At 46.9% G+C, this 24,318-nt stretch carries 31 protein-coding genes; 6 read left to right on the top strand and 25 right to left on the bottom strand.

The genetic code is table 11. The features are described from left to right. Positions 1-142 precede the first annotated feature (142 nt). The gene (locus NYE62_RS06535; protein ID WP_342497305.1) at positions 143-1,093 is read right to left on the bottom strand and encodes a ring-cleaving dioxygenase; all 951 of its coding nucleotides are present in this window, start codon (positions 1,091-1,093) and stop codon (positions 143-145) included. A 322-nt stretch (positions 1,094-1,415) separates the two neighbouring features. Here NYE62_RS06535 and NYE62_RS06530 point away from each other — a divergent pair, with 322 nt between their 5' ends. From NYE62_RS06530 to NYE62_RS06505, 6 genes are all read left to right on the top strand, one after another. Next, entirely contained in the window at positions 1,416-2,732 is a 1,317-nt protein-coding gene (locus NYE62_RS06530; protein ID WP_038457739.1) for an amino acid permease, read from the top strand. Positions 2,733-3,017: 285 nt separating this feature from the next. Next, positions 3,018-3,635 (top strand): DUF47 domain-containing protein, encoded by a 618-nt coding sequence (locus NYE62_RS06525; RefSeq protein ID WP_003154804.1) that lies wholly within the window; start codon positions 3,018-3,020, stop codon positions 3,633-3,635. Between the two features lie 12 nt (positions 3,636-3,647). Next, the gene (locus NYE62_RS06520; RefSeq protein ID WP_020955696.1) at positions 3,648-4,646 is read left to right on the top strand and encodes an inorganic phosphate transporter; all 999 of its coding nucleotides are present in this window, start codon (positions 3,648-3,650) and stop codon (positions 4,644-4,646) included. 104 nt (positions 4,647-4,750) lie between these two features. Next, positions 4,751-5,497, top strand: a complete 747-nt coding sequence (locus NYE62_RS06515) for a type II toxin-antitoxin system SpoIISA family toxin (RefSeq protein ID WP_094032372.1) — start codon at positions 4,751-4,753, stop codon at positions 5,495-5,497. Then, positions 5,498-5,668: a type II toxin-antitoxin system SpoIISB family antitoxin gene (locus NYE62_RS06510; protein WP_003154807.1), complete on the top strand. Its 171-nt coding sequence runs from the start codon at positions 5,498-5,500 to the stop codon at positions 5,666-5,668. It abuts the gene before it with no gap. A gap of 97 nt (positions 5,669-5,765) precedes the next feature. Beyond that, positions 5,766-5,891, top strand: a complete 126-nt coding sequence (locus NYE62_RS06505) for a hypothetical protein (protein WP_023356844.1) — start codon at positions 5,766-5,768, stop codon at positions 5,889-5,891. Between the two features lie 33 nt (positions 5,892-5,924). Here the strand turns inward: NYE62_RS06505 and NYE62_RS06500 are convergent, their stop codons facing one another. From NYE62_RS06500 to NYE62_RS06385, 24 genes are all read right to left on the bottom strand, one after another. After that, complete coding sequence (locus NYE62_RS06500; protein ID WP_095352203.1) at positions 5,925-6,803, bottom strand: N-acetylmuramoyl-L-alanine amidase; 879 nt, start codon at positions 6,801-6,803, stop codon at positions 5,925-5,927. A gap of 13 nt (positions 6,804-6,816) precedes the next feature. Beyond that, positions 6,817-7,080, bottom strand: coding sequence for a phage holin (locus NYE62_RS06495; RefSeq protein WP_094032371.1), 264 nt, complete (start codon positions 7,078-7,080; stop codon positions 6,817-6,819). A gap of 13 nt (positions 7,081-7,093) precedes the next feature. Further along, the gene (locus tag NYE62_RS06490; RefSeq protein WP_003154815.1) at positions 7,094-7,357 is read right to left on the bottom strand and encodes a hemolysin XhlA family protein; all 264 of its coding nucleotides are present in this window, start codon (positions 7,355-7,357) and stop codon (positions 7,094-7,096) included. A 51-nt stretch (positions 7,358-7,408) separates the two neighbouring features. Continuing rightward, positions 7,409-8,170, bottom strand: a complete 762-nt coding sequence (locus NYE62_RS06485) for a phage portal protein (RefSeq protein ID WP_094032370.1) — start codon at positions 8,168-8,170, stop codon at positions 7,409-7,411. 56 nt (positions 8,171-8,226) lie between these two features. Further along, entirely contained in the window at positions 8,227-8,424 is a 198-nt protein-coding gene (locus tag NYE62_RS06480) for an XkdX family protein (protein ID WP_095352204.1), read from the bottom strand. A gap of 4 nt (positions 8,425-8,428) precedes the next feature. Beyond that, positions 8,429-8,800: an XkdW family protein gene (locus NYE62_RS06475; RefSeq protein WP_342497304.1), complete on the bottom strand. Its 372-nt coding sequence runs from the start codon at positions 8,798-8,800 to the stop codon at positions 8,429-8,431. A gap of 12 nt (positions 8,801-8,812) precedes the next feature. Next, the gene (locus tag NYE62_RS06470) at positions 8,813-10,435 is read right to left on the bottom strand and encodes a pyocin knob domain-containing protein (protein WP_342497303.1); all 1,623 of its coding nucleotides are present in this window, start codon (positions 10,433-10,435) and stop codon (positions 8,813-8,815) included. 2 nt (positions 10,436-10,437) lie between these two features. Further along, positions 10,438-10,710, bottom strand: coding sequence for a hypothetical protein (locus NYE62_RS06465; protein ID WP_342497302.1), 273 nt, complete (start codon positions 10,708-10,710; stop codon positions 10,438-10,440). Beyond that, positions 10,707-11,285, bottom strand: coding sequence for a YmfQ family protein (locus NYE62_RS06460; protein ID WP_015239689.1), 579 nt, complete (start codon positions 11,283-11,285; stop codon positions 10,707-10,709). The genes NYE62_RS06465 and NYE62_RS06460 overlap by 4 nt, the downstream gene beginning before the upstream one ends. After that, positions 11,269-12,315 (bottom strand): baseplate J/gp47 family protein, encoded by a 1,047-nt coding sequence (locus NYE62_RS06455; RefSeq protein ID WP_060561805.1) that lies wholly within the window; start codon positions 12,313-12,315, stop codon positions 11,269-11,271. The genes NYE62_RS06460 and NYE62_RS06455 overlap by 17 nt, the downstream gene beginning before the upstream one ends. After that, positions 12,308-12,733, bottom strand: coding sequence for a DUF2634 domain-containing protein (locus NYE62_RS06450; RefSeq protein WP_020955689.1), 426 nt, complete (start codon positions 12,731-12,733; stop codon positions 12,308-12,310). The genes NYE62_RS06455 and NYE62_RS06450 overlap by 8 nt, the downstream gene beginning before the upstream one ends. Positions 12,734-12,836: 103 nt before the next feature. Continuing rightward, on the bottom strand, positions 12,837-13,103 hold the full coding sequence (locus tag NYE62_RS06445) for a DUF2577 family protein (protein WP_342497301.1): 267 nt from the start codon (positions 13,101-13,103) through the stop codon (positions 12,837-12,839). Continuing rightward, entirely contained in the window at positions 13,103-14,080 is a 978-nt protein-coding gene (locus NYE62_RS06440; RefSeq protein ID WP_342497300.1) for a phage portal protein, read from the bottom strand. The genes NYE62_RS06445 and NYE62_RS06440 overlap by 1 nt, the downstream gene beginning before the upstream one ends. A 13-nt stretch (positions 14,081-14,093) precedes the next feature. Next, a complete protein-coding gene (locus NYE62_RS06435) occupies positions 14,094-14,753 on the bottom strand; it encodes a LysM peptidoglycan-binding domain-containing protein (protein WP_342497299.1) in 660 nt (219 codons plus the stop codon). Then, positions 14,746-19,872: a transglycosylase SLT domain-containing protein gene (locus NYE62_RS06430; RefSeq protein ID WP_342497298.1), complete on the bottom strand. Its 5,127-nt coding sequence runs from the start codon at positions 19,870-19,872 to the stop codon at positions 14,746-14,748. Before NYE62_RS06430 ends, NYE62_RS06435 begins: the two co-directional genes overlap by 8 nt. After that, positions 19,860-20,012 carry a hypothetical protein gene (locus tag NYE62_RS06425; RefSeq protein WP_015239684.1) on the bottom strand — a complete coding sequence of 51 codons (153 nt, stop codon included), beginning with the start codon at positions 20,010-20,012 and terminating at the stop codon, positions 19,860-19,862. Before NYE62_RS06425 ends, NYE62_RS06430 begins: the two co-directional genes overlap by 13 nt. Before the next feature lie 41 nt (positions 20,013-20,053). Next, positions 20,054-20,500, bottom strand: a complete 447-nt coding sequence (locus NYE62_RS06420; protein ID WP_003154836.1) for a phage portal protein — start codon at positions 20,498-20,500, stop codon at positions 20,054-20,056. Positions 20,501-20,575: 75 nt separating this feature from the next. After that, positions 20,576-21,019, bottom strand: a complete 444-nt coding sequence (locus NYE62_RS06415) for a phage tail tube protein (protein WP_003154837.1) — start codon at positions 21,017-21,019, stop codon at positions 20,576-20,578. A 1-nt stretch (position 21,020) separates the two neighbouring features. Then, a complete protein-coding gene (locus tag NYE62_RS06410; RefSeq protein WP_007610810.1) occupies positions 21,021-22,418 on the bottom strand; it encodes a phage tail sheath family protein in 1,398 nt (465 codons plus the stop codon). Then, entirely contained in the window at positions 22,418-22,627 is a 210-nt protein-coding gene (locus NYE62_RS06405) for a hypothetical protein (RefSeq protein WP_007610809.1), read from the bottom strand. Before NYE62_RS06405 ends, NYE62_RS06410 begins: the two co-directional genes overlap by 1 nt. Then, the gene (locus NYE62_RS06400; protein WP_199022482.1) at positions 22,624-23,070 is read right to left on the bottom strand and encodes a phage portal protein; all 447 of its coding nucleotides are present in this window, start codon (positions 23,068-23,070) and stop codon (positions 22,624-22,626) included. The genes NYE62_RS06405 and NYE62_RS06400 overlap by 4 nt, the downstream gene beginning before the upstream one ends. Further along, a complete protein-coding gene (locus NYE62_RS06395) occupies positions 23,067-23,570 on the bottom strand; it encodes an HK97 gp10 family phage protein (RefSeq protein WP_144664120.1) in 504 nt (167 codons plus the stop codon). Before NYE62_RS06395 ends, NYE62_RS06400 begins: the two co-directional genes overlap by 4 nt. After that, entirely contained in the window at positions 23,567-23,923 is a 357-nt protein-coding gene (locus NYE62_RS06390) for a DUF3599 family protein (protein WP_342497297.1), read from the bottom strand. Before NYE62_RS06390 ends, NYE62_RS06395 begins: the two co-directional genes overlap by 4 nt. Next, positions 23,920-24,303, bottom strand: coding sequence for a DUF3199 family protein (locus NYE62_RS06385; RefSeq protein WP_063095517.1), 384 nt, complete (start codon positions 24,301-24,303; stop codon positions 23,920-23,922). Before NYE62_RS06385 ends, NYE62_RS06390 begins: the two co-directional genes overlap by 4 nt. Positions 24,304-24,318 lie beyond the last annotated feature (15 nt).

Here is a 24,318-nt window from a genome sequence, read left to right as displayed (position 1 = left end):
ACAACCAAATGTGAAAAATTTATTAATAAACAAAGACAATTATTTTGCCGTTTACAAATAGGTAAAAAGAATGACAAAACGGGTAAAAAAGCAAAAAAAGATGCCTCCGTCAAGCCGGGAGGCATCTGTCATGATTTCTGATTTACTGTATCGGTTTCAGCCGTGCTTCTATTTCAGAACGACGGTGTTCGAGATAAGGCGGGAGCGCCACCGTTTTGCCTAGCTCTTCAGGTTTTTCATCAACCATAAATCCCGGACCGTCCGTTGACAATTCAAACAGAATTCCGTTCGGCTCCCGGAAGTACAGCGCTTTGAAATAATAACGCTCTACAATGCCTGAGTTGCTGAAACCTTCTTTCGTAATAATGCGGTGCCATAAAGCAAGCTCCTCTTCATTCTGAACGCGGAAGGCCACATGGTGGGCGCTGCCTTTCCCCGGACGCTCGCGCGGAAGATCGTTTCTTTCAATGAGATGGACTTCTGTACGCGCGCCTCCGTTTCCGGATTCGAGCACCGTAACCGTGCCCCGGTCTTCATGCGTTTCTTTCCCGATTTCAGTGAAGCCCAGCACATCGGTTAACACACGCAGCGTCGGTTCTGCATACGGGACGGTCAATTCAACGGGACCAAGACCGCGGAAAGAATATTCTTCCGGTATGCCGCTTTGCTTCACCGCTTCACCGATGTCTTTTCCTTTTTCGTCAGCTGTCAGCACAAGCCGCTGTCCTTCATGATCCCAAAAAGCGAGTGTCTCTCTGCCCGCTATTGTCATGATGTCGCCATGAGCGACCTGATGCTCTTCGAATCGTTTTTTCCAATATTGCAGCGCTTGTGCATCCGGGACACGCAGGCCGATTGAAGAAATACTGTTTGTTCCCGCATGGAACGGCGCAATCCGCGGAATTTCGAAAAACGTCAATTCCGATCCCGGATTGGCTGCTTCATCACCGTAAAATAAGTGATACATCGTCGGTTCATCCTGGTTTACGGACTTTTTCACAAGCTTCAGTCCCAGGATGTTCCGATAAAAATCTAAATTTTTCTGCGCATCAGCCGTCAATGCTGATACATGGTGTATTCCATTAACTTTCATTATGTTATCCTCCAGTCAATTATCTCGATTTCGAGATATTTTATATATACAATTTATGTTATCCGGATCGCAAAGTCAACCCATCTGCTTCACAGACGGTCTGCAGACTGCCGCTCCCCAAATAACGAACCTTCAATATTAAAAAACCATTAATGTTCGCTTTTAAAACGGTATTTTTTCCTTCTCAAAAGCAGAAACCTTTATCTTTTAGGGAAAACAACAAAATCAGAAAATTTATTTTATTCGTGTTTCAGCAATTAGGGTTTACAATATGGAAAATAGTTTTTTCAGCATGACGATTTTACATCTGGAGGGATAGGATATGCAGATTGAAGAGAACGGACTTAAAAAAGAGATCGGCCTTACCATCGCCCTCTCACTTGTTATCGGCACCATCATCGGTTCCGGCGTATTTATGAAACCAGGCGCCGTGCTTGCCTACTCCGGTGATGCGAAAACCGCGCTTATCGCATGGCTGTTAGGAGGCATTTTGACGCTTGCCGGCGGCTTGACCGTTGCGGAAATCGGCACTCAGATTCCGAAAACGGGCGGACTTTATACATATCTCGAAGAAGTGTACGGCGAATTTTGGGGCTTTTTGTGCGGATGGGTTCAAATTATCATTTACGGCCCCGCCATTATCGGAGCAATCGGCTTGTATTTCGGCTCTTTGATGGCGCACTTGTTCAATTGGGATTCCGGCTGGTCTAAATTGATCGGGATTTCAGCCGTTTTGTTTTTAAGCATCATTAACATTATCGGAACGAAATATGGCGGCATCGTCCAGGGAATTACGACGGTCGGCAAATTGATTCCGATTATCTGCATGATCGTGTTCGGCCTTTGGAAAGGCGATCAGCATATTTTCACAGCCGTCACAAGCAGCATGTCGGACATGAATTTCGGCGCTGCCATACTGGCCACCTTGTTTGCTTATGACGGCTGGATTCTGCTTGCGGCACTCGGCGGCGAAATGAAAAATCCGGAAAAGCTGCTCCCGAGAGCGATGACGGGCGGACTGCTGGTCGTCACCGCCATTTATCTTTTCATTAACTTTGCGCTGCTGCACATTCTTCCTGCGACCGACATCGTCAAACTCGGTGAAAATGCGACCGGCACCGCTGCCGGAATGCTGTTTGGCGACATCGGAGGAAAATTGATCAGCGTCGGAATCATCGTCAGCATCTTCGGCTGTTTAAACGGAAAGATTCTCGCTTTTCCGCGTGTCTCGTTTGCGATGGCGGAACGGAAACAGCTGCCGTTTGCCGGGCAGATTTCGCGGGTGCATCCGACGTTCCGCACCCCGTGGATTGCCGTGTCATTTCAGATCGCGCTGGCCATTATTTTTATGATCGCCAGCAATCCCGATAAGCTGTCTGAAATCTCTATTTTCATGATTTATATTTTTTACGTCATGGCCTTTTTCGCCGTGTTTATCCTCAGAAAAAAAAGCGGCGGAAAACCGCGCGCCTACAGCGTGCCTTTGTATCCGATCATTCCTGTTTTGGCCATCGCGGGTTCACTGTTTGTGCTGATCAGCACGATCATTACAGATACACTGAGCTGCGCGCTGTCCCTCTTGATCGGCCTCGCCGGGCTGCCGCTTTATTTTTGGCTGAAAAACAGCAGAAAAAACTGACAAAAACGGTTCCTTTTACGGGAGCCGTTTTTTTTCTGGCAAAATCACGTGCAAAAGTTGACAGCAAATTCACATCTTTTGTTATACTTTTTAAGCAAGATGTCTGAATTCGAAGTATGTTACGTTTTTTTGGCGAAGTGGGTAACATAAGAAAAACAGGATGAGACACGTTTTTACGAAAAAATCAAGAGGCGTTTTTTTCGACTTTATCTGTTTTTTTTCGACAAAAGGCTATATAATAATTTGATGTGTGCATTGTCTCATTCAAACAATGGAGGGTTTTTAATGATAAAAAGAAAAAAAGATAAGTTCTCACTCCTTTTAACAGAAATCGCAAAAAACATAGACGAAACCGCAGAATATTTTGTCAACTTTAAAGTGACGAACCAGACGACTTTAAAGGAATTTGCCGATACGTTAAAAGAGTTTGAAACAAAAGGAGATAATCATGTTCATGTCATGATTAAAGAGCTGAACAAAGCTTTTATCACTCCCATTGAACGTGAAGACATCCTTGAGCTGACAAACAGCCTCGATGACGTGCTTGACGGAATCGAACATTTTTCAGCAATGATGGAGATTTTCTCGATCACTTCTTCCGATGAGCATATCGATAAGTTCAGCGGATACATCAGAGAGTGCGCGAAGGAAATTTTAATCACGATTGAACTGCTTGCAGAAAACCGATTGAAGGACATTCACCCTCACGCCATTAAAATTAAGGAATACGAGCACAGCTGTGATAACCTGCACCGTAAATCATTAAAAAATCTGTTCGGCACAGAAACCGATCCGATTAAAGTGATTCAGTACCGCGAAATTTACGAAACGCTTGAGGAAATTGCCGACTCTTGCCAAAGCGTTGCCAATAACCTTGAAACCATTATTATGAAAAACGCGTAACGAGGGGTTATAATGGATACTCTATTACTTTTAACGATATTAATTGTCATATGCGCTTTGGTATTTGACTTCATTAACGGATTTCACGATACCGCAAACGCAATCGCCACCTCAGTTTCGACAAAAGCGCTGAAGCCGCGGCACGCAATCGTCATGGCCGCCATCATGAACTTTCTCGGAGCGATGACATTTACCGGTGTGGCGAAAACCATTACAAAGGACATTGTGAATCCTTATACATTAGACAACGGGTCAGTTGTCATTCTGGCGGCTCTACTCGCCGCAATCGCCTGGAACTTGATCACATGGTATTTCGGCATTCCGAGCAGCTCTTCACATGCGATTATCGGAGCGATCGCCGGAGCGGCCATTGCAGCGTCAGGTTTTGCAACGCTTAATTATAAAGGGTTCATTAAGATTCTCGAAGCACTTATTTTATCACCGATCATCGCCTTTGTTCTCGGCTTTATCGTATATTCGATCGTGAAGCTGATTTTTAAAGACAGCAATTTGGCGAAAACAAATAAACGTTTCCGCAGAGTGCAGATTTTGACGGCTGCCATTCAGTCCTATACACACGGAACGAACGACGCGCAAAAAGCGATGGGTATCATTACGATGGCGCTTATGACGGCCAATTTACATAAAAGTGATGCCATTCCTTTTTGGGTGCAGCTCTCTTGTGCCCTGGCAATGGGTCTCGGCACATCCATCGGCGGCTGGAAAATCATTAAAACCGTCGGCGGAAAAATTATGAAAATCCGTCCGGTAAACGGCGTATCTGCCGACTTAACCGGCGCAGCCATTATTTTCGGGGCCACGTTTATTCATCTCCCTGTCAGCACGACGCACGTCATTTCGTCTTCCATTCTCGGTGTGGGCGCTTCCCACCGCGTAAAAGGCGTAAACTGGGGAACGGCTAAACGGATGCTCATTACATGGGTCATCACCCTGCCGATTGCAGGTACACTCGGCGCCATCGCCTTTTTCATCTTAGATCTGTTTTTCTGATGACATCCGCTTCTTTACAGAAGCGGTTTTTTTTGTGACAGGAAAATGATGTCATGACATAGAATGAACATAGCAGACCATTTTTCAAATTGTGAGGGATGCTCATGCTTTTGTTTTTTCAGATCATGGTGTGGACGATGGCGGCCGCACTCATTTTATATGTGTACGCATCCTGGCGGTATGAGGCAAAGGTAAAAGAAAAAATGTTTGCCATCCGTAAAACGTGGTATTTACTATTTGTACTGGGCTCCATGGTCTATTGGACATATGATCCCGAATCGCTCTTTGCCGCATGGAGACAATATTTGATTGTTGCCGTCTGCTTCGCCCTTATTGATGCTTTTATCTTTTTGAGCGCGTATATCAAAAAGCTCGCCGGCAATGAATTAGAGACGGATACGCGGGAAATTTTAGAAGAAAATAACGAAATGCTTCACTCCTATCTTGAAAAACTGAAAACCTATCAATATCTGTTGAAAAATGAACCGATCCATGTATATTATGGAAGTACAGAAGCTTATGCGGAAGGCATCAGCAGACTGCTGGCCGCTTATGCCGAAAAAATGAATGTCACAGCTTCCTTGTGCGACTATTCCGCACAAGCGGATAAGGACCGCTTGACGGAGCATATGCCTGATGCGGCGGACGTTCAGTCCCGTCTTAACCGTAAAGACGTCTACTATGATCAAAAAGGCAGACTTGTGCTTATTCCGTTTACAGTCCAGAACCGCCATTACGTGATCAAACTCACGTCGGAAAACCTGTTGACGGAATTCGATTATTTGCTTTTCACATCGCTAACGAGCATTTATGATTTAATGCTGCCAATAGAAGAGGAAGGTGACGGTTAAATGGAGCAGGCATTTCAAAACGGGCAGCCGGAACAAAGAGCGAAACCGTTCAAAATGTTTAAAAAACGTTCAATGACAAGTATCGCAAGTTACCAGGTCAGCCCTCATACCGCCAGAATTTTCAAAGAAAACGAGCGGCTGATTGACAAGTATAAACAAAAAAAAGCTTGATTACACTAAGGACAGGAGACACGGCTCTTGTCCTTATTCCTTTTTTTCCTTATCTTTCATATAATAAAACCAACAAAGAGATGCGACAGGTGATGATGTGAAGAAAATTGTCAGGCGCGTAAAGTTTGTGGATTACGGACGCTTCGGGCTTTCCGCTTATTCGCTGAGGATGCGGGCGAGGAATCTCAGGCTATTGAACCGGTTAAAAAAGAAAAAAGGCTGAATCCCGCAATGTGAACGGGACTCAGCTTTTTTGTTAAAGCTGCATCAGAATTTTCGCTTTTACAGCGGGACCGTAGACGCCGTCAGACGTCAGTCCGTTTACAGATTGGAAGCGGGCCACGGCATCTGCGGTTTTCGGACCGTAGATACCGTCAATTCCGTTATTGACAGCTCCTTTTTCAGGATAGAAATAAAGCGCGGCGAGCGCGTTTTGCACCTGGTATACCTTTTCGCCGGACGTGTACGGCTCTGTCAGCTGAATCACCTCGTCCGGAAGAGAATACAGTGCTTCAACCGGCGGGCTGACGATCAGTACTTGTCCGACTTTAATCAGGTTCGGGTCAGCGATGTTATTCCATTTCTGCAGATCGGCCACGCTGACGCCGAATTTCCGCGCGATCGCTGACAGCGTATCTCCTTTTTGGACGGAATACGTCTGTCTTTCCCCAGAACCGATTCCCGCTTTAAACTCATCCCATGTATCCAACAGTCTTCTCGGACAAAGCTTTCCTGACCAATGCTTGTGCGCAACGACGTTTGCAAGCGGAATGCCGTGCGAGGTCATTAATGTGCGGATGAGCCATTGGGCGTTTGCCACGGCCTGTGAAAAGTTGCCGTCTGCGTTTTCACAAATTTCAATACCGATGGATTTACGGTTGCCGTCCCCGTTTCCGTCACCGGCATGCCAGCCGTTTTCGTTCAGCGGAAGATGCTGATAAATTTCCGTATCATCGACTGTGAAATGCCAGCTTGTCGGTGTATCAGGATTTTTCACATAGCTTGCGTGACTTTTGGCATTAGCTCCGACTGCGGTATTGGCTGTATTGTGCACCGTAATGTAAATCGGTGTCATTGCATAGCCTGGGCGGTTATTGTTTCCTGCCGGGATAAAATCCTGTGTGATTTTTACCATATTCTCATCTCTCCTATTTCGATAAATTGTTTATTTTTAATAAAGCCTGCTGTTTTTTCCCTTTTGCTGTAACGTAATTGTTTTTAAACCAGGCGGCGGCAGTCGTTATGATTGTAAAAACGGCCGACCCGGCGGCATACAGCGTATCTGCAAGCTGGCTGACCTGGTCCTCCTGAATATTCAGCGGCGATTTGCCGAACATCAGCAAAGTTTGATTCAATAAAGCAAGCAAAAGAAACACCGTCCTGACGACCGTGCCTTTGTCCGCGAATTTCATATTGGTTTCCCCCTTACTTTTGCAGCAGATTGTACATGATGGCGATGGCTCCGCCAATGACGCCCGTGCAGATTGCTGTCACGATCGCTCCTGTAATGGTCCGCTTAATCCATGTTGTGTTTTCGTCAATTTTGTTCAGTTTTTCATTCAGCGTCATGATTTGCTGATCCTGCCGGTCTGATACCCGCTCTAATGCGGCTACCCGCTGTTCAAGCACCTTTTGTTCACCTTTGATGCCTGCGAATTCTTTTTGCACCGCTTGTTCATCCAGAAGCACTTCCGCTCCCCCCTCTTACATTGTTCTCACCTCCCTTCGGAAGCTTCATTCTTAAGAAAATGCCGTGCCTTTGACAGAAAGGCTCCCGCCGGAAATGCTCTCGATTTCCATGACGATTTCCTTAAAGCCGGCAATATCAAATGACCACACTTCTTCTGTGCCTGACGTACCGGCGGCTGATGTCCCGTCATCAGACCTGATTCCTCTGATCGGCACATTTTTTCCCGAGATGGATCTCCCCCAAAACGCGACATGGCCCGACTCAGCCGTGCCGGTGATTTCGACGAGAAGTTTTTTCCAAGCGCCCGCCGAGAAGATGCTTCCCTCGCCCGCCTCTGCTGCATTTTCATGAAAAATCACGTCTGTATATGAAAACGCCATATCACCGCCCGTACCGACAGATTGGTATAAAACAAATTCGGACTGCTTTTGATTTCCGTTTTCAAAACGGAACCGGTAATATCGTTTTGTCAGGAAGACCCACCCCGAAGCGGTCAGCACTCCGCCTTTGACTGCGACAGAATGTGAAGCCGTCCACGAATTGTTATCCTCGCTCTCTTCGATAAAAAGAGTTCCGCTGCGGTCCGAATAAGCCCACCCCTGTGCTCTGTCTATTAAGACGGCTCCTAAACGGTCTTGTCCGAATTGGCTGTATACTTCTATCGCTTCTAGCGGCGTATTGGTAAGAAGCTCTGCCATTCCGGACAAATCAGCAACAGGTGTGACATAATCGTTTTTGTTACCGCGATAAGCTTTTACGGCGCCGGGTCTGCCAAGTTGATCGGCGGGAAATTCAAATGAATGCTTTTTCATCGGCCGTCCTCCTTTTCTCATTTATTAAAAATGACAAATAAAAAAAGCCGTTTGGCTTATGACACAGCATTTTTATAATTTTCGTATGTTTCACCCGTTATTTCTTGAAAGTCCTCAGGCGTGATATACTTCGCGGCCACACCTTCAGCCAGATCTTCGGCAGAGCAGTCATCATAGCCCATAGCTTGTTTTACCATTTCTATTGTGGCCCACTTATAAAACAAAGCGTAAACCCAAAAGTTAAGTCTCTTCATTTTTTCATTCTCCTTTTACGTTTAATAATTCTAATTTTAAAGACGCTAATTGCCTGCCGAGTGACTGCTGCGCTTGTTCGGCTGCTTTTCTGGCCAATTTCTCATTCGCCAGCTGTCCGCCGAGGCCTGCAAGCTGGTTTGAATCGGGAGCCGTATCTTTTTTTAAGCTGTCTTTATATGCTTCGTCAGCCGTTTCCACCCATTCTTGTTTCTCTGCATCAAAAAATGGGCGCCACATGCCTTCGCCGTTTATTTCCGGCGGAAAGTCCGCAGCGTTAGGCGGCATCATATAATCTCCTGTCTCAGAATCCGGATAAAGCTCAACCGGAGAGCCTGTATAAATGTTGTCATTGTCATACGGAAATATTAATTTCATATTCTCGCTCCTTTATGTGAGTGCCAAAACTAGGTCAATATAATAGCCGTTCACGTTATTTTCTATATTGGCCATAATTCCCGTCAGCTTCATATCTCCATTAGAATAAATAATAAATTTGCTGTAACCGGTGGTGCCGCTGGCTGCAACCATCGTCACAACGCCTTTGGCCGGCGCACAAGAGGATGGCACACTCCCGAATACCACTTCTCTGTCCGTAAGAACGTGTCCGTTCAGGTGAAGGGTGTTTCCCACTTTGCGGTATTGAAGCGGCCTGTCTCCTGATTTAGCGCCATTTTTATAAGGAACATTTATCCAAGGTACATTCTCAGTATCAAGTTCAGTAATGAGGCGACGCCAGCCCTGCCAGCCCAAGTTCAAATCCAAATAGTTCGTGAACATATTATTTTTATAATCGACGGCAATGACATACCCAAACGTTCCCTTTCCCTCACTGTCAAGAGAGGTAAAATGAAACATGCCGCGGGTCGAAGCGTTGCTCGGACTGTTTGCCGCTTTGCCGGTTGAATAAAAGGTGCCGAACGCCCTGCCGTTTTTAACGATTTTTTCAAGAAAGTTATCATCATCACCAATTGTAAGAAGATAGCCGCCGTTATCGTTTGTTATTTTCGAAAGCTGTGCGCCGTTCCACATATTTTTATCCGCCTGTGTGACATGGATGTCTTTTTTATTAGCGTGAGCGTCTACTTTTGCTTGAGAGCCTGCATCTGTTTCTCTTTGGCTCCATTCCGACCATACGCCTTTAGTGCTGAAACTTCGGACGTATATGGGATTTCCGGCGGTCACTGTGTCTATAAACATTTGGACAAAAGTCGGTGATGCTCCGCGGGTTCTTTGCATTACAATTAATTGTCCGTATTCCGCAGGCTTATTTTCCGTATGCTGAACTGATATATAGTAGATACCGGACGTTTTTATATTGTCTAAGTTTGTTTCCGTTACCGTTTTAGCATTCCCGTCATTGTCAGTCAGATTGAATAACTGCCCTGCATTCCATTTGTCTTTGTCAGACTTGGTTACATGAAGATCTGTTTTGTCGGCATGCTCATTTACTTTTGCTTGTGCTCCGGCAGCGGTTTCAAATGGCATCCATTCCGTCCAGATGCCGTTTTTCAGCGTTTTTCTCCAAAATCCCCCGTCATCTGAGAAAGCGGCCGCCTCTCCGTTATTCTTTGAAGAATAAAGGTATATACCCTCTGACGGTTTAGGCGGGGTATTTACTCCAGTTGCAGCCGCTGAGAAAGTAAAGGTCTTATTCTGGCTGGCAGCGGTCTGATGAAAATCCTGTCCGTCAGAGATATCAAGAAAAGCGGATCCATTATCTTTTGTCATTTTAGACAATTGCCCGTTATTCCACTTCTGGCGCTCTTCCTTCGTCACATGCCGGTCCAGATCTTGATGGTGCTGATCAAAATCTTTCTTTGCTGCCTGCTGGACATTGTCTACGTTTCCGAGGCCGATTTGCGCCTTTGTCGTTTTGTGCGGGTTGTTCATGTCGTTTTTATGGGCCGCCAGATCCGTGTGTGCGTCATTTATGCCTTTTTCCCAGCGGTTGACGTCATCTTCGTTAATCGGATCGTCCGGAAGCCAGTCTGTTTTTTCTTCGTAAGCCATCGTTACACCACCTCAAAGGTAAATCTTAAATCAAGCGTTCTGTTATTGCTGAGATCTAAATTTGTTTTTCGTTCTGTGATGACGTTTCCTGTTTCGTCAAGCATCTGCACGGTTTCAATGTGTTTGACGTCTTCTTCCCTGCGTGTGAGAACGGTGACTGCGGCTTCTTTTACGGAAATGTCCGCAATCGGAGTTTCTTTTCCGTTTAACAGCACTTTTGTGATCCTGTTTTTCAGATCGGCTGCGGCACGCTGTCTGTAAGCGGCTGATATCATGGTAAGACCACCTCGTTATTGTTGAGTGTGACGGAATAACCGACCTTCAGTTCACTGACTTTTCGGTATCTCCGATTGTTGAGAATGACCCGGTCTTTGATTTCCAGTGTTTCGTTTAATGCGGCTCTCAGTGTATACGCCAAATGAGCAGGTTTGATTTTTTCAAGCGTTTCAATCAGCTCGTTCATGTGCTGCAGGTCATCAAGCCCGATATCGGCATAAAAACGATACTGCCCCGGAAACATCCGAACGTAAGCTGACGGATGTTTTAAAAAACGGTTTAGCGCCTGCTCGATCGCTTGATGTGTGATGGGCGGAATATTCGACATCTTTGAAATCAGCCTGAGCCGTCTCATATCCTCCGTGTCACCTGATTCCCGCGGTATTTTTAATATTTTTTCCCAGCGTTCAAGCCCCCACGTCGCCGTCGTGATAAAGAGCTGATCTGTCAAATCGAAAATATCGTTATTCTGCCGCTCAAATTCGGGAGCTTCCGCCTCAAGCAGTTGTGCCATCTCCTTTAATCGGGTTAAAAACGGCGGGAGGTACGCCGTCATCTCATCGAGTCTGCTCAAGGATTGTCACCTCTTTGAGTTTAGGAATTTCCACGTCACTGAGCACGAGGTTTTCCGCCGCACCGTTCATTTTGATATCGGCATAGTCACTGACGGATGCCGAGTTATAAACGATGTTGTTAATTTGTGATAAACGGACGGTGTTTTCTTCGAAGGCCATTTTCTTAAATAAATTCAGGACGCCTTTTTCAATCTCCGCTTTCACGTCATCGATCGAGCTGTTCAGCTCAGGCAGCACGGAAGCGGAGATTTCGATTTCCTTCCATACGGCGCTTTCCACCGTTACTGCCGCTCCGATCGGCGCCTGTCCTTCTCCCTGCCCTTCGTCCGGATCAATATAATCCTTTACTTTCTTGATCAGAATATCTGATGCCGGTTCCAAATTCGCATTTGTGATGACAACCTTCACCGTTCCGGCTCCGTTCCAAAGCGGGAAGATTTTCGCCCTGCCGACGCCGTCAACCTCTTCGGCCCATTGTTTATAGTGCTGTTTATTTGCGCTGACTGCTTCCCGGCGGACACGGGTAAAATAGCGCGCCCTTAAGCTGTTGTCATCTTCTTCCTCACGGCCGGGAATTAATATATCGCGCACGACTGCTTTCTCAAGCCCGGGTATCGTATCAAGCGGCAGCAGGTTCTGCCCTGAAATGCCGGCATTGCCCGCTTCACCGGCTGTTTCACATTCAAGCGTTCCATCCCCCGTATATTGAAAATACAGGTTATCAACGAAGAAACGAGAGCCTGGCGGAATGGTGATGCCCGCTGTGAATTCTCCGGCTCTGACCGCTTTTGTGGCAGGTGTTCGTTCAATTCCCGCTTCAGCAGCCCGCCTGTCCAGAAATTCTCCCTGAGCCGTATCGGAAAACACGAGCTCCAGCACGGTATCAAGCCAAATATAAGACTTTGCGAGCTCAGCGGCCGCAGGCGCGAGCGCATTGTAAATGACGCTGCCTTCTCTCGTATCAATATCTGCCGTAATGCGCGCCAGCATTCTGTCCATAATGTCGTCAAACGTCTGAGCTTCAAACATCCTCACCCAGCACCTCCTCTATCTCAAGCATGCCCTCATCAGTTTCAACGGTAAAAGAGACGGTGAAGGCATCATCTTTTTTCTCAATCTCAAAATTGGTAACGGCCAAAATACGGTCATCATACAGCAAGGCTTCTTCTATCAGTCTTGGAATCTCCATTTTTTTATAAGCATCCGTCGTGTTCTGATCTGAAAGCACTTCCTGAAGTTCGTTTCCGATATCATGGCTGAAAACCGAATATGAATACCGTTCTGTGTGAAGAGCGATATAGACGAATTGTCTGATTGCGTCCAGTCCGTTTATCAGTTCATTGGTAATCCGGTTGTTTTCAAAATCAATTCGGTAGGTTTGTGAAGTTTCAACGGCCTCACTCGCATCCTCCAAATCTTCAAATTCGATTTCCGGTGTCAGGGCCATTGCACCCGCTCCTTTTAGATTTGATCATGTAAAAAAGCCCTCTTCGGATGATGAAGCGGCTTTAATAGGCTGATATTCTCTTACATTTCCGTCCGGATGCCGGTTAAATTTTGTCCAGTACAAAGAAAGACTGTCCTCCTGTTAAGGCGGCGGTCATCACCCGATCTCCCGCCTGGAGGTGATCATCTTCTCCGGATCTCAGCCGCTTCGGCACAATGAGTGCATCAGACGGAATCAAAAGTTTGTCGTGATCTTTCAATTTCAGCTCGAGCGGCGAAACGGAGGTCACTTCGGCCGGCATCAGCTCCACCGGCGCTTCGGCGTCAACCGCTCCGACGGCTAAATGTTTAATGGCATCACTTAATCTCATCAGGATGTCCCCTCCGGCAGTGAATTTTTCTCCGTGACGTCAATCGTCATGGTATGTTTTGTTCCTTGGAATTCATGGCGGTCCGTATCTACATAATAGGTTTTCTTCAGCCCGATTTCCGGAATTGAGATATAGACAGGCAATCCGCTTTCCAACCCAGGAATACCGATCGCCTGTATATTTTTCAGCTCTTTCTTAACGCCTTTTTTCTCAGCCTGCTTCACTTTTGCGCGCTGTTTCAGCTGGGCTTCGTTAATGTCGTCAGAAACCGTTTCGGTATACTGCAAAACGCCGAATGTTTTCATGCCCGCGCTGTCTGAGGCGGAAGCTTTCACGGTTTTCTTGTCTTTTTGCAGCCGCATGACGACACGGGTTGCGGTGTCATCAATTGAGGTGCTGTATTGATACCCTGTGATATTAACTCCTGTTTCCAGCACCCATATGTCAGACGGCTCCGGCCATTCACGCAAGCCGAGCCTGCCTTTTTCTGAATAGAGCTGATAATTGCGCCCCGTCTGGCTTTTTGTCTGCTTTAACGCTTTTAGCATCATATCGTAAAGGCTTGTATCATTTTTAAAAACGAGTGATTTAATGGTATGGCCTGTGTTGGCAATGGATGTGACGGGAATTTGAAAATCGCTGGCGATCCTTTTTAATATTTGATCGGCGCGCTTGTTGGAAAACACGTAAACGTCCTGGTTTTTCACAAGGTATTGGAGCATATCGTATGCGGTGAAGGCGACGGTATGCTCATCGGGCGTTCTTGCAAAAACAATACCGCGGAACAGTTCTTTTCCGTTCCATTTGAACAAAACCGTATCCCCTTCTGATACGCCGTAATACATTTGGCTGCCCTGCTTTACGACAATCGTCGCTTCGATGGAGCGGGGCGCCTGATATCTGTGTCCTTCCAGCGTTACGCTTTCTGTGACAAGCTCGAGCCACTCCGTTTCTTTTATGACAAATAGTTCAATCATCTTTTCACCCGTTTCATTGCGGTACCTTCAGCTTCTGCCCCGGGAAGATCCAATGCCCCGGCTGCCGGATATTCCGTTTGCTGCGCTTAATCATGGCGGTTTTATTAGCGTTCCAGATTTTCCGCCACTCCGTGTGTTTTCCGTAAAACTTGCCGGCGATGTCCCAAAGCGTATCCCCTTTTTTGACGGTATATGTTTTGGGTGAAGCTTTGGACGAGCGCTTCGCTTTCGTTTTTTTCTTTTGTTTGATTTTTCTTGGCGAAGCGGTTTTATATTCTTTCAGTACGATATCAAAATTCCGGTCGCCGATTTCATTGTCACCTTCGCTGTAATTAAAGCTTTCAATGCTGCATGTGACATTGATTTTTGTCCCTGTAATCAAAAACTGAACGGGTTTTTTCGCTTTCATCCATGCTTCAATGGCTGAAATGGCTTTTTCCGGCGAAGGGATGCTTTGATATTCGGCAATCGGGCTGTACCGTTTCGGAAAAAAAGAAGAGAACGAAATTTCTTTCGCTCCCGGTTCTTCGATAAACGTCACCTCTCCAAGTCCGGTGACTTTCACGGAATCATTCTGCACGCTGTTTGCGATATCAATCGCTTCAGGAAGAACGGGAAGCCGGAGCTTGTCCTTCCCCTGAGACAGCCAAAATTCGTAAACAGATTTAGTCAAAAGCAACGGCCCCCTTTGCTCCGGTATAAATGTCTTTTTGCAGTTCATCAATCAGCGCCTGTTTGATTTTGGCGGCGAGGCTGTCGGCGTCCTGTCCGTTATGGAAATGCTGATCGCCGCTGAATTCGATTTTAATTTCTTTTGTTCCCGTTTTTTGAACGGTTTGTCCGCCGCCTTTAACGGCTGCGGAAACCGTGCCGGCTGAAAGCGCCGCCGGTTCCGTCTGTGACGGATCGGACACTTCCATGCCGAGCGCTTGAGCCGCTTTTTGCAGCAGATAACGGCCGCGGATGCCCCGCTCTTCAGGGATGATCCACTCCCGTTTGTTCCCTTCGCCGACACGGGCGATCTGCTCCTTGGTAATCAGACCCCCATTGGCATAACCGACGTAAGGGCCTCCATGAGCCATACTTTTAATCCCGGGGACATTGCTGATCGAGCCGTATCGGCTTTTAATATAGCCGATAGCAGCAGCGGCGTTGTGAATTGGATTTCTGATATCATTCATGCCCGGCGCTTTGTGATCTTCAAAGGTGCTCGGAATCGTCTGCATAAGCCCCTGTGACGGGTGTCCGGCTTTGGCGTTGCTGTCCCATAGATTAATGGAATTAGGGTTGCCGCCTGACTCATGCTGTGCGATCGTCATTAATCCCGGAAGCCAGCTGATCGGCGTATTGGTTGCTTTCATTGCGGCCAAAAGCCACTCTTTGACGCTTCCTCCCGCTGCACCCATGCCGGAAAAGGCTGCTGCAAGCGAGCCTGCCTGTTTTTCGGCGTATTTTTTTACGTCAACTGAGCCGAGCCCTTTGACGACGCCGACTGAAGCAAAGCGCCCGAGACTCATCATGACACGGGAAGGCGAGTGAATATCAAGCTCTTCCCTGAATGCGTCCTCGACTTTTTTGGCCATATCTTTGGCCGCCTGTTTGACTTCGCTTCCTTTTGCAGTCATCCCTGATACGAAGTGTCCGATCAGGCCTGACCCCCAGCCGTTCGCGGAATCTCTTGATTGCACAAACGGTTTATTGATATGTGTGCTTACGTATTGCGACGTTCCCGTATCTTTTGCATTCTGTCCGGCCGAATATCCTTTCACCGTTGAGGCGCCCCATGATGACGATTGATTAACCGCCGATTGATAAGGTGTTTTCACCTTTGTTTTTAAAAATGAATCGGTGCCCGTCTGTGACGTATTCTGACCTTTGGCATAGCCCGCAACGACTTGCTTTCCGTAACCGGTTGAAGACGAAATGAGGGCATTGAACGGCGTTCCGATGTTTTTTTCCTTCCAGCCGTCCATATCCACCGCTTTTTTGCTGATTCCGCTGTCAAAGCCTTCAGTAAACTGTTTGCCGAGTGATGAAGCCGTTCCGCCAAGTCCGGATGCCTCTACAGACGCTGCGGCCGACACAGATGCAGAAGAAGAAACACCGCCCGCTCCCGCCGGAACAGCAGAAGACTGAGCCGAAGCCGCGCCCATATCATCGACAACACGCATGCCGAGCTTAGACGCAGCTTGTGAAAGCAGCATCTTTCCGCGTCCGCGATTGTTGTCAACGGGAATGACAAATTCTTTACCGGCTTCACCGATCCAGGAAATGGTCGGCTTTGTAATGTAGCCGCCCGTGGCGTTTTTGTCCGTTTTTTTCTTTTTATCTCCGCCGCCTCCTGTGACAAAGTTCATTATGCCTGAAATCATTTTGCCGCCGGTTTTATCCCAAATCTTTTTCACCCAGTCGAATGCTGCAGAAAAAGCATCTGATATGGCCGTTCCCACTTTTACAAGAGGTTCTTTTATATGTTTCTCAAACCAGCCGCTTAACCCTTTCCATATATTCTTTACCGTATCTAAAGCAGTCTGGAAAGCATCTGATATTCCTTTACCGACATTTTTCACCATGTCTTTCACCGGATTCCAGACAGTATCCATGAACCAGCCGGAAACCGTACTGAAAACGGATTTAATTTTATCCCAAGCTCCTGTGATTTTACTCCAAATGGACGTCGCCACTCCGACGACAGCCGATTTTACGGGCCCCCACACCGTGCTCATAAACCAGCCGGATACTGTGCTGAAGACACCTTGAATCGTCGTCCACGCATTCACGATATTTGACCAGATGCTGGTTGCCACTCCGACGACAGCCGATGAAACCGGCGTCCATACATTTTCCATGAACCAGGATGACACCGTGCTGAAAATCCCTTGAATCGTCGTCCACGCATTCACGATATTTGACCAGATGCTTGTCGCCACTCCGACGACAGCCGATGAAACCGGCGTCCATACATTTTCCATGAACCAGGATGAAACGCTTCCCCAAGTATCTTGTATTGTTGTCCAAGCACTTTGCGCCGCTTTGGAAATATCATTCCACGTGTCTTTCAAAGCTCCTGAATCAAAGGCCTCTCCCAAGCTGGAACCGCCTAAACTGCCGGCGATGCCGCCTACCGCGCCGCCGATTAATGTGCCCACTCCGGGAACAACGCTGCCGATTGCCGCTCCGGCCGCGGCTCCGGCAAGACCGCCGCCTGCTGAGCCGACCTTCTCTCCTGCATTATCTTTATTGATGCCGGCTAAATCAGTAAGTGATAACAATTCACCTATGCCGGGAATTCCTTTAGCGGCACCTTTTAACCCTTTCATACCGCCTTTTAGCGCCTTTGAATCTCCCAAGCCTTTCAAAAGCGCGCCGATGCCTTTACCTGCCCCTTTTGTTTTCGGCGTGTTTACGGATGCCTGTTTGCTTCCCTTTGCGGATGAACCTCGTTTTGAAGATTTATTCCGCCCTTCGACTTTACTGCTTTTGCCCCTCGTCACTCCGATACAGCAGCAGCAGCCCCCCAAAGCCCCGCCGGTTTTTTTGGCTGACTTTCCTGAAGATTTTGGCGCTGTTACCGTGCGCTGTGAACCCTTTGCCAGATCAGGACGCTTCGGGCCGTTGGAGCCGCCGGCAGTAAGGCCGCCCTTACTCTTTTCTTTTTTCGTGCCGCCTCCTAATAATCCGCCGATATTGAGTTTGCCTAATTTTTCAGCGATTCCTGAAAATATTTTTTCTATTAATTCCCCGGCTTTTTCGATGATTTTGTCCGGGCTGAATTTCTCAAATTTCTTGGCAATCTTGCTGACAATTTTATCAACAAATGCCTCAGCTTTTTCGATGATCGCATCAGGACTGAATTTGCCGAACTTTTTATCAATGCCTCCGAACAGTGAGGATGTAAACTGCTCCACTTTTTCCAAAATCTTATCCGGATTGAGAAAATCGAATTTCTCAGAAATTCGGTCAATCGTGTCATTTACAAATTGTTCGGCGCGGTCGATTAGCTTATCAGGACTGAATTTACCGACAACGTCGTCGACTTTCTTCATAAACGAATCAGTAAAATGATCCAGCTCTTTCAATATGGTCTCCGGACTGAATTTGCTGACAACGTCATCTATCTTTTTCATAAATGAATCAGTGAATTTATCCAGTTCTTTCAATATGGTCTCCGGACTGAATTTACTCACAACCCCGTCTACCTTTTTCATAAATGAATCAGCGAATCTATCCAGCTCTGCTAAAATCGTCTCCGGGCTGAATTTGCTTGCGATTTCGTTCACTTTCCCCATGAATGAGGTCGTGAATTTATCCAGTTCTGCCAAAATCGTTGCCGGGCTGAATTTGCTCGCGATTTCGTCTACTTTTCCCATGAATGAGCTCGTGAACTTGTCCAATTCTGCTAAAATCGTCTCCGGGCTGAATTTGCTTGCGATCTCGTCCACTTTTCCCATGAATGACGTTGTGAACTTATCCAGTTCGGTTAAAATCGTTGCCGGACTGAATTTGCTCGCGATTTCGTCTACTTTTCCCATGAATGAGGTCGTGAACTTGTCCAGTTCGGCTAATATCGTCTCCGGGCTGAATTTGCTTGCGATCTCGTCCACTTTTCCCATGAATGACGTTGTGAACTTATCCAGTTCGGTTAAAATCGTTGCCGGGCTGAATTTGCTCGCGATTTCGTCTACTTTTCCCATGAATGAGGTCGTGAACTTGTCCAGTTCTGCCAAAATCGTTGCCGGGCTGAATTTGCTCGCGATTTCGTCTACTTTTCCCATGAATGAGGTCGTGAACTTGTCCAGTTCGGCTAATATCGTTGCCGGGCTGAATTTGCTCGCGATTTCGTCCACTTTTCCCATGAATGATGTTGTGAACTTGTCCAGTTCGGCTAAAATCGTCTCCGGGCTGAATTTGCTCGCGATTTCGTCCACTTTTCCCATGAATGACGTTGTGAACTTGTCCAGCTCTGCTAAAATCGTTGCCGGGCTGAATTTGCTTGCGATTTCGTCCGCTTTCTTCATAAAGCTTGCAGCGAATTTATCCAGTTCCGCTATGATTGTTTCCGGATAAAATTTGGATGCGATGTCATTGACTTTTTTCATGAAGGTGTCTGCAATGGAGTCAAGCATTGAAAAATCGTATTTCGGCGAAGCAGGAGCAGCAGATGCAGAAGCTTTTCCGACGTCCGGCATATTCTTTTGCATTGCAGCCAGCTGTGCTGTCACCTTTTCGTTTAACGATAATTGAATAACATTGTTTTTTCCCGTCAGCGAATCAATGCCCGCTGAAATTCGGCCGACTGTTTTCATGACGTGATCTATGACGCGTATAGTGACAGAGTACCCGTTCTTTAACGCAGATTGCATATAGCGTTTGATACGTTCCATGGCAGGGGTCACTTCGTCTGACGCATACAGTGAAACGGTAAATCCTTTAAAACCGGCAGCCAGATCCCGCAATCTCTCAAATGCCGCTGTCGCGCTGTCTTTTGCTCCTATTTTAATGGTTAAAGACGCAGGCAGACCCGCTAATTGGGCTTGCACCTTTTGAATGACGGCACTGGCTCCGTCTTCAGCTGAAATAGAGATCATTTGTGCGCCCAGCTTTCTTTTCATAGAGCGCTGGATGCGGTCAATTGTTCTTAAAACAGATTTACTCTCTTTGCGTATATCAATTTCACTTTGGCGTTTTGTCATTTTCCTGTATTTCTCAAGCGCTCTGAAGCCATTTTGGATTTTCCTTATTTTCTTTGAAACCCGATCTTCCAATTCAAAACGGGCGGTCAGCTTTGCCATGATGTCGCTCCCCCTTTCTTCGCTTGTTTTTCAAGAATGTCCAGCTTGTAACCGATTAAACCGTACAACAGCGCCTTAAAATGTCTCGGTGCTTCATATAACTCTTTCAGTTCTGATGGAGAATAATGAAGCTCATGCATCGCGTAATAGAGATACACGGCTTCCTTATTCCCATCTTTTATCAGTTTTTTGCTTCTTGCTCCAGATCTTCTAATTCATCTTCAAAACCGTTGATCTCAATCGCTTTATTCAGCCAATTTGCATACTCACCGCCGACTGAAAGCACGCGTTTTGCCACCTCGACCGGATCTGCCGTTTTGTAAGCGTCGCGGAGCTCCTTAGACCGGAAATCAGGGTAAATCGTAGATTCAACCGCGATCCGCGCATAGAAGCGCTGGCTGTCTAAGTCTTTTACTCGGCCTCTGCCCTTCACATTTTTATATGTCGTGCTTTCCTTCTCCAGTTCATCAATGCGCTCAGTCGTAATGGCTTTAAAAATAAAAGGCACGATGTTTCCTTTTTTATCGACAAAACGCTTTGAAAGCGGAACCCGAATCTCCTCAGCCTCGACTGTTTTACCCGGCATAAAGAATGACAGATCATATACTTGTTCGTTTTTTTCGCTCATGATGAAAACTCCCTTACTCTTTTTTTTATAAAAAACAGGCCTGTAAAAGGCCTGTTTCACTCATACCGATCTTAATTAAAACGTTTCAGAAAGCTTTTCCGGCACATCGAAATCTTCAAAAGTAAACGGCACTTCTTCTTCGAGTGCTTCTGAGTCTACGTCCAGTCCGGCGATTTTTGCAGAATCAAAGTTGACGTCATACAGAGTGACGCGTTCTGTTCCGCGGCCCGATGATTTGTCATCAAGAACGGCTTGCAGTGTAAAATACGGGTCGCTTCCTTTTTTGACGTAATCCATCATAAGAACGGCGAATTTGGATGTGACCTTATAGAATGTTGCCGTGCCCGTTCCGTTGGCGCCTGTTGTTTTATGTCCCGTCATGCGGCGGCCCATGATGTTTACTTCTGATTTGTTTTTTTCCACGTTTGCTTCAAACGTTTTAATATGCGCCATCTCTTCTCCGTCGAGAAATAAACGGCCTTCTTTTCCTGAAATCGTGTTTTGCGCTTTTAATGCCATCTTAGTTTACCTCCACGTTAAAGTAGAATTTTTCTGCCGCATCCACAGGCTGTACGGCGAGATCGATTAAAAAGCCGTCGCGGTCTTCATTCAGCCCGATTGTAATGTCTTTGTCTGAATCAAAGTTGGCGATGCCGCCCGCATCCTGAAGCGTAGTCAAATATTGAATGATCATCGTTTTGACGAATTGAAGGCCGTCATTTGTCGCAGGAAGATCGCTGCCCGTGCCTTTTTTCGATTTAATTAAGGCTTTCAGTTCACGTGTCAAATCGTTATTCACCGCATCAAGCACACGGACGATTTTGTTTTTCGCGAACTTTTTGTTTTTCTCTGCCGTAAATGTCACCAATGAGTTGATATCTTTTTCAACGCTGACTGACTTATCACGGGCATCATAAGAGAAAAGGAATTCACCTTTGGAAAGACGTTCGATCACTTCATCATGAGTCAGGCGGTGCAGCACATCGACGGCGCCTTCGTATTCAACGAATGTTAAGGATTGATTAAATGCGGCGCTGGCACTTGCGCCTGCCACCCAGGCGGTCGCATCTTCAGCTTTAATCTCGGTTCCGTCTTCCAGCAGCACACCTTCAGTAACATTGATAATGCCTTCATAATCGCCGCTGTAATGGGCGGTCACCCCTTGCACTTTCTGTCCCTGCGCATCGCGAAGGCGTTTAATGAATGCGGCAAATGTCGCTTTCAGCTGATCGTTTTCCGCGACAGGAAGAGCGATGACATCGAAATTCTCCGTTTCAGCAGCAGCTAAAAAATCCGTGTAGTCTGAGTTGACCGGTGCTTTATCAGTTCCGCCCGCGAGACGGATGCCTGCCTGCGGGTTTAACGTTTCCCCGGACTCTTCCTCAGTGCCTGTCAGCGGGATGGAAGCCGACAGTTCGCCCGTTCCCGTAAATGTGACATAGCCGTTTGCTTTTAATTCTTCGGCTTTTTTCACCGTTTGTTTGTCAACTTCCGCTTCATCCATGTAAGTGGTCACATCGAAAGCGGTCTGATCAAGGACGTTTTCACTGATGCGGATGATGATGTCATTTCCTTTTGAACCGCCGTACAAAGCGGTTGCTTTAACACCTTGCGAAAGATCGGCACTCGCTCTGATTCCCTCTGTCAGACGGTACATCAAAACGGTTTTTGCTTTCTTTTTCGCCTCACGAAGCAGAATCAGTGACGGATCTTCAATACTGAGCCCCACTTTTTTATTCAAATCTTCAATGCTTGAAATGGAAACGAATGTTTTCGCTTCCCCCCAGCCGGATGCGACGGGAAGGGCGACAATCCCGCGTTCACCGATCGATACCCGCTCCTGGGCGGTTGTTTTAAAGTTAAAATAGATTCCGGCACGTTCTTTTTCTTTTCCTTGCGTAAATGTTCCGCCGTTCATTATTGCATGACCTCCTTGGTTAAAAATGCTTCAATGTAAGACTTGGCTTGCGCTTTTGTCATTTGTTTTTGCTTCACGCCGAATAAAGCCCCCTGGAGAATCTCAGGTTTTACGCCGAAAAGCTCCTTCGCGTGCTTTGTTAAATCCGCCGTGTCATAAAGAACCGCTCGTTCCGCCGCTGCGGCGTTTTTCTTTTTATGTTGTTTCACTTTTCTTTCACCCCGCTGTTAATGTCCACATCCCGCAGTGCGGGAGATGTTTGTTTCTGATAGTAGTAGCGGCTCGTCCAGCGGATTGTGATCACTGCCTCGCCTTTGTCTCCGACTCTTGTTTCGATACGGCTGATGCGGACGAAATCACCGGTATCCTCCCCTGATTCCGTAAGCAGCGAAATCAGCTGTCTTGATTCTCTCACCGCATCGGCGATCCGGTCGGCTGTATAGAGCGCCTGCACCGAGTCGGCATGGAACAGCTTCACATTCAGACTGTACGTTTTCTTATAAGTGGAGACTGTATCATTTTCGTCAAAAACAAATGGGGGCGGAATGTATAGTGACGGCACCTGAAATTGTTCAGGCAGTTCATTTTCATATACGGGCACGCCGCACTGCTGATAAAAAAAAGCGGCGATTGAACCGGTTTCGCGATTCATCCGATATCTCCCCCCAACGTGTTAAGCCACTGATTGAAACGCTTGTCCAGCGATTCGGCGAAGAGTGTTTCATACAAAAGAAGGGCTTTGTCCCAAAACCCATTCCCGCTGATCCACTGTTTTTTGAGCGCCATTCCCGTTGAAGCTGACGGATCATAGATGAACCGGGAGCCTTGAAAATACCCGGGCACCCATCTGACATTTTCATCTGAGACGGTCCAATGTCCGTCATTTATGAATGAGGCATACTCTATATTGGTGCCGATTTCAAGGGTCAGTCCCCCGTTTTCAATGATCCATACATGATCCTGCGCTCCTTTTCGGAAAGAAGACAGCAGGTTTTCTGTATCAATTCCTCCCGAATGAATAAGCTCCTCCCGTACCATGTCGAGAAAATCCTCTCCTGACTGTTCCAGCCATTCGCCTGCCTGACGGGCAAATTCTCCGGATGATGCCTTTTGCAGCGACCGATTCCATTGTTCAAGGTTTTTTATGTTCATAGTCTGTCATCTCTCACAGCGATAACCTCCCAATGGTGCTGTCTTGCTTTCTTCGGCATTTCCAGAATATACGCCTGTCCTTCCCAAATGATTTTGTCATTGACACGCACAACGGCCTCTTTCGGAAAATGAACGAGAAACCGCTGATATACCTTATGATCAGGCGCAAGCTGAATAAGCTGCTGCTGTTTTTCAACAAACAGACACGGCACGTCTTCAGCATCGGGCACTTCCGGATAAGAAAAGGCAGGCTGGAGCTTTTCGGCGGGAATCCCGAAGCGTCCGGCCTTCGGAACTGACACCGTCTCATGATAAATATCGCATCTGTCAGTGAGCAGCCGTTCGTAGCTCATAAAGGTCTCACCTTTGCGTTTGCAGAAACCGGGGAATAACCCGGCGCGATATATTCACAGAGCAGATGGTGCACCGCCGGTTTTCTGATTCCGCCTTCATCTGCCACCGTATAGGAATAGTCACCTATCTTTTCAGATTGATAGGCGGAAGCGGCTGCTTCATTCTGGTTGATCAGCGCAAAATATTGAGAAAGCTTTAATAACGCAAGCTTAATCTTTTCGGGAAGCGGTGAGTAAATAGGGTCAGTGAACGAATGCCCCGCCATTCTGGCCGCTTCCGCCTCCGCCTCCAGAATGTCCTGTATAAGAAGCGGCTCCGGCCTGTTTTTGACTTGATCATAAACTGAATATGAAACAACGTCAGACGGCTGAATTAACATAACTGCCACCCCCGT

Source organism: Bacillus sp. FSL K6-2861 (assembly GCF_038630725.1).
GTDB classification, from domain to species: Bacteria; Bacillota; Bacilli; order Bacillales; family Bacillaceae; genus Bacillus; species Bacillus velezensis.
This window is presented reverse-complemented; position numbering and strand designations above follow the sequence as displayed.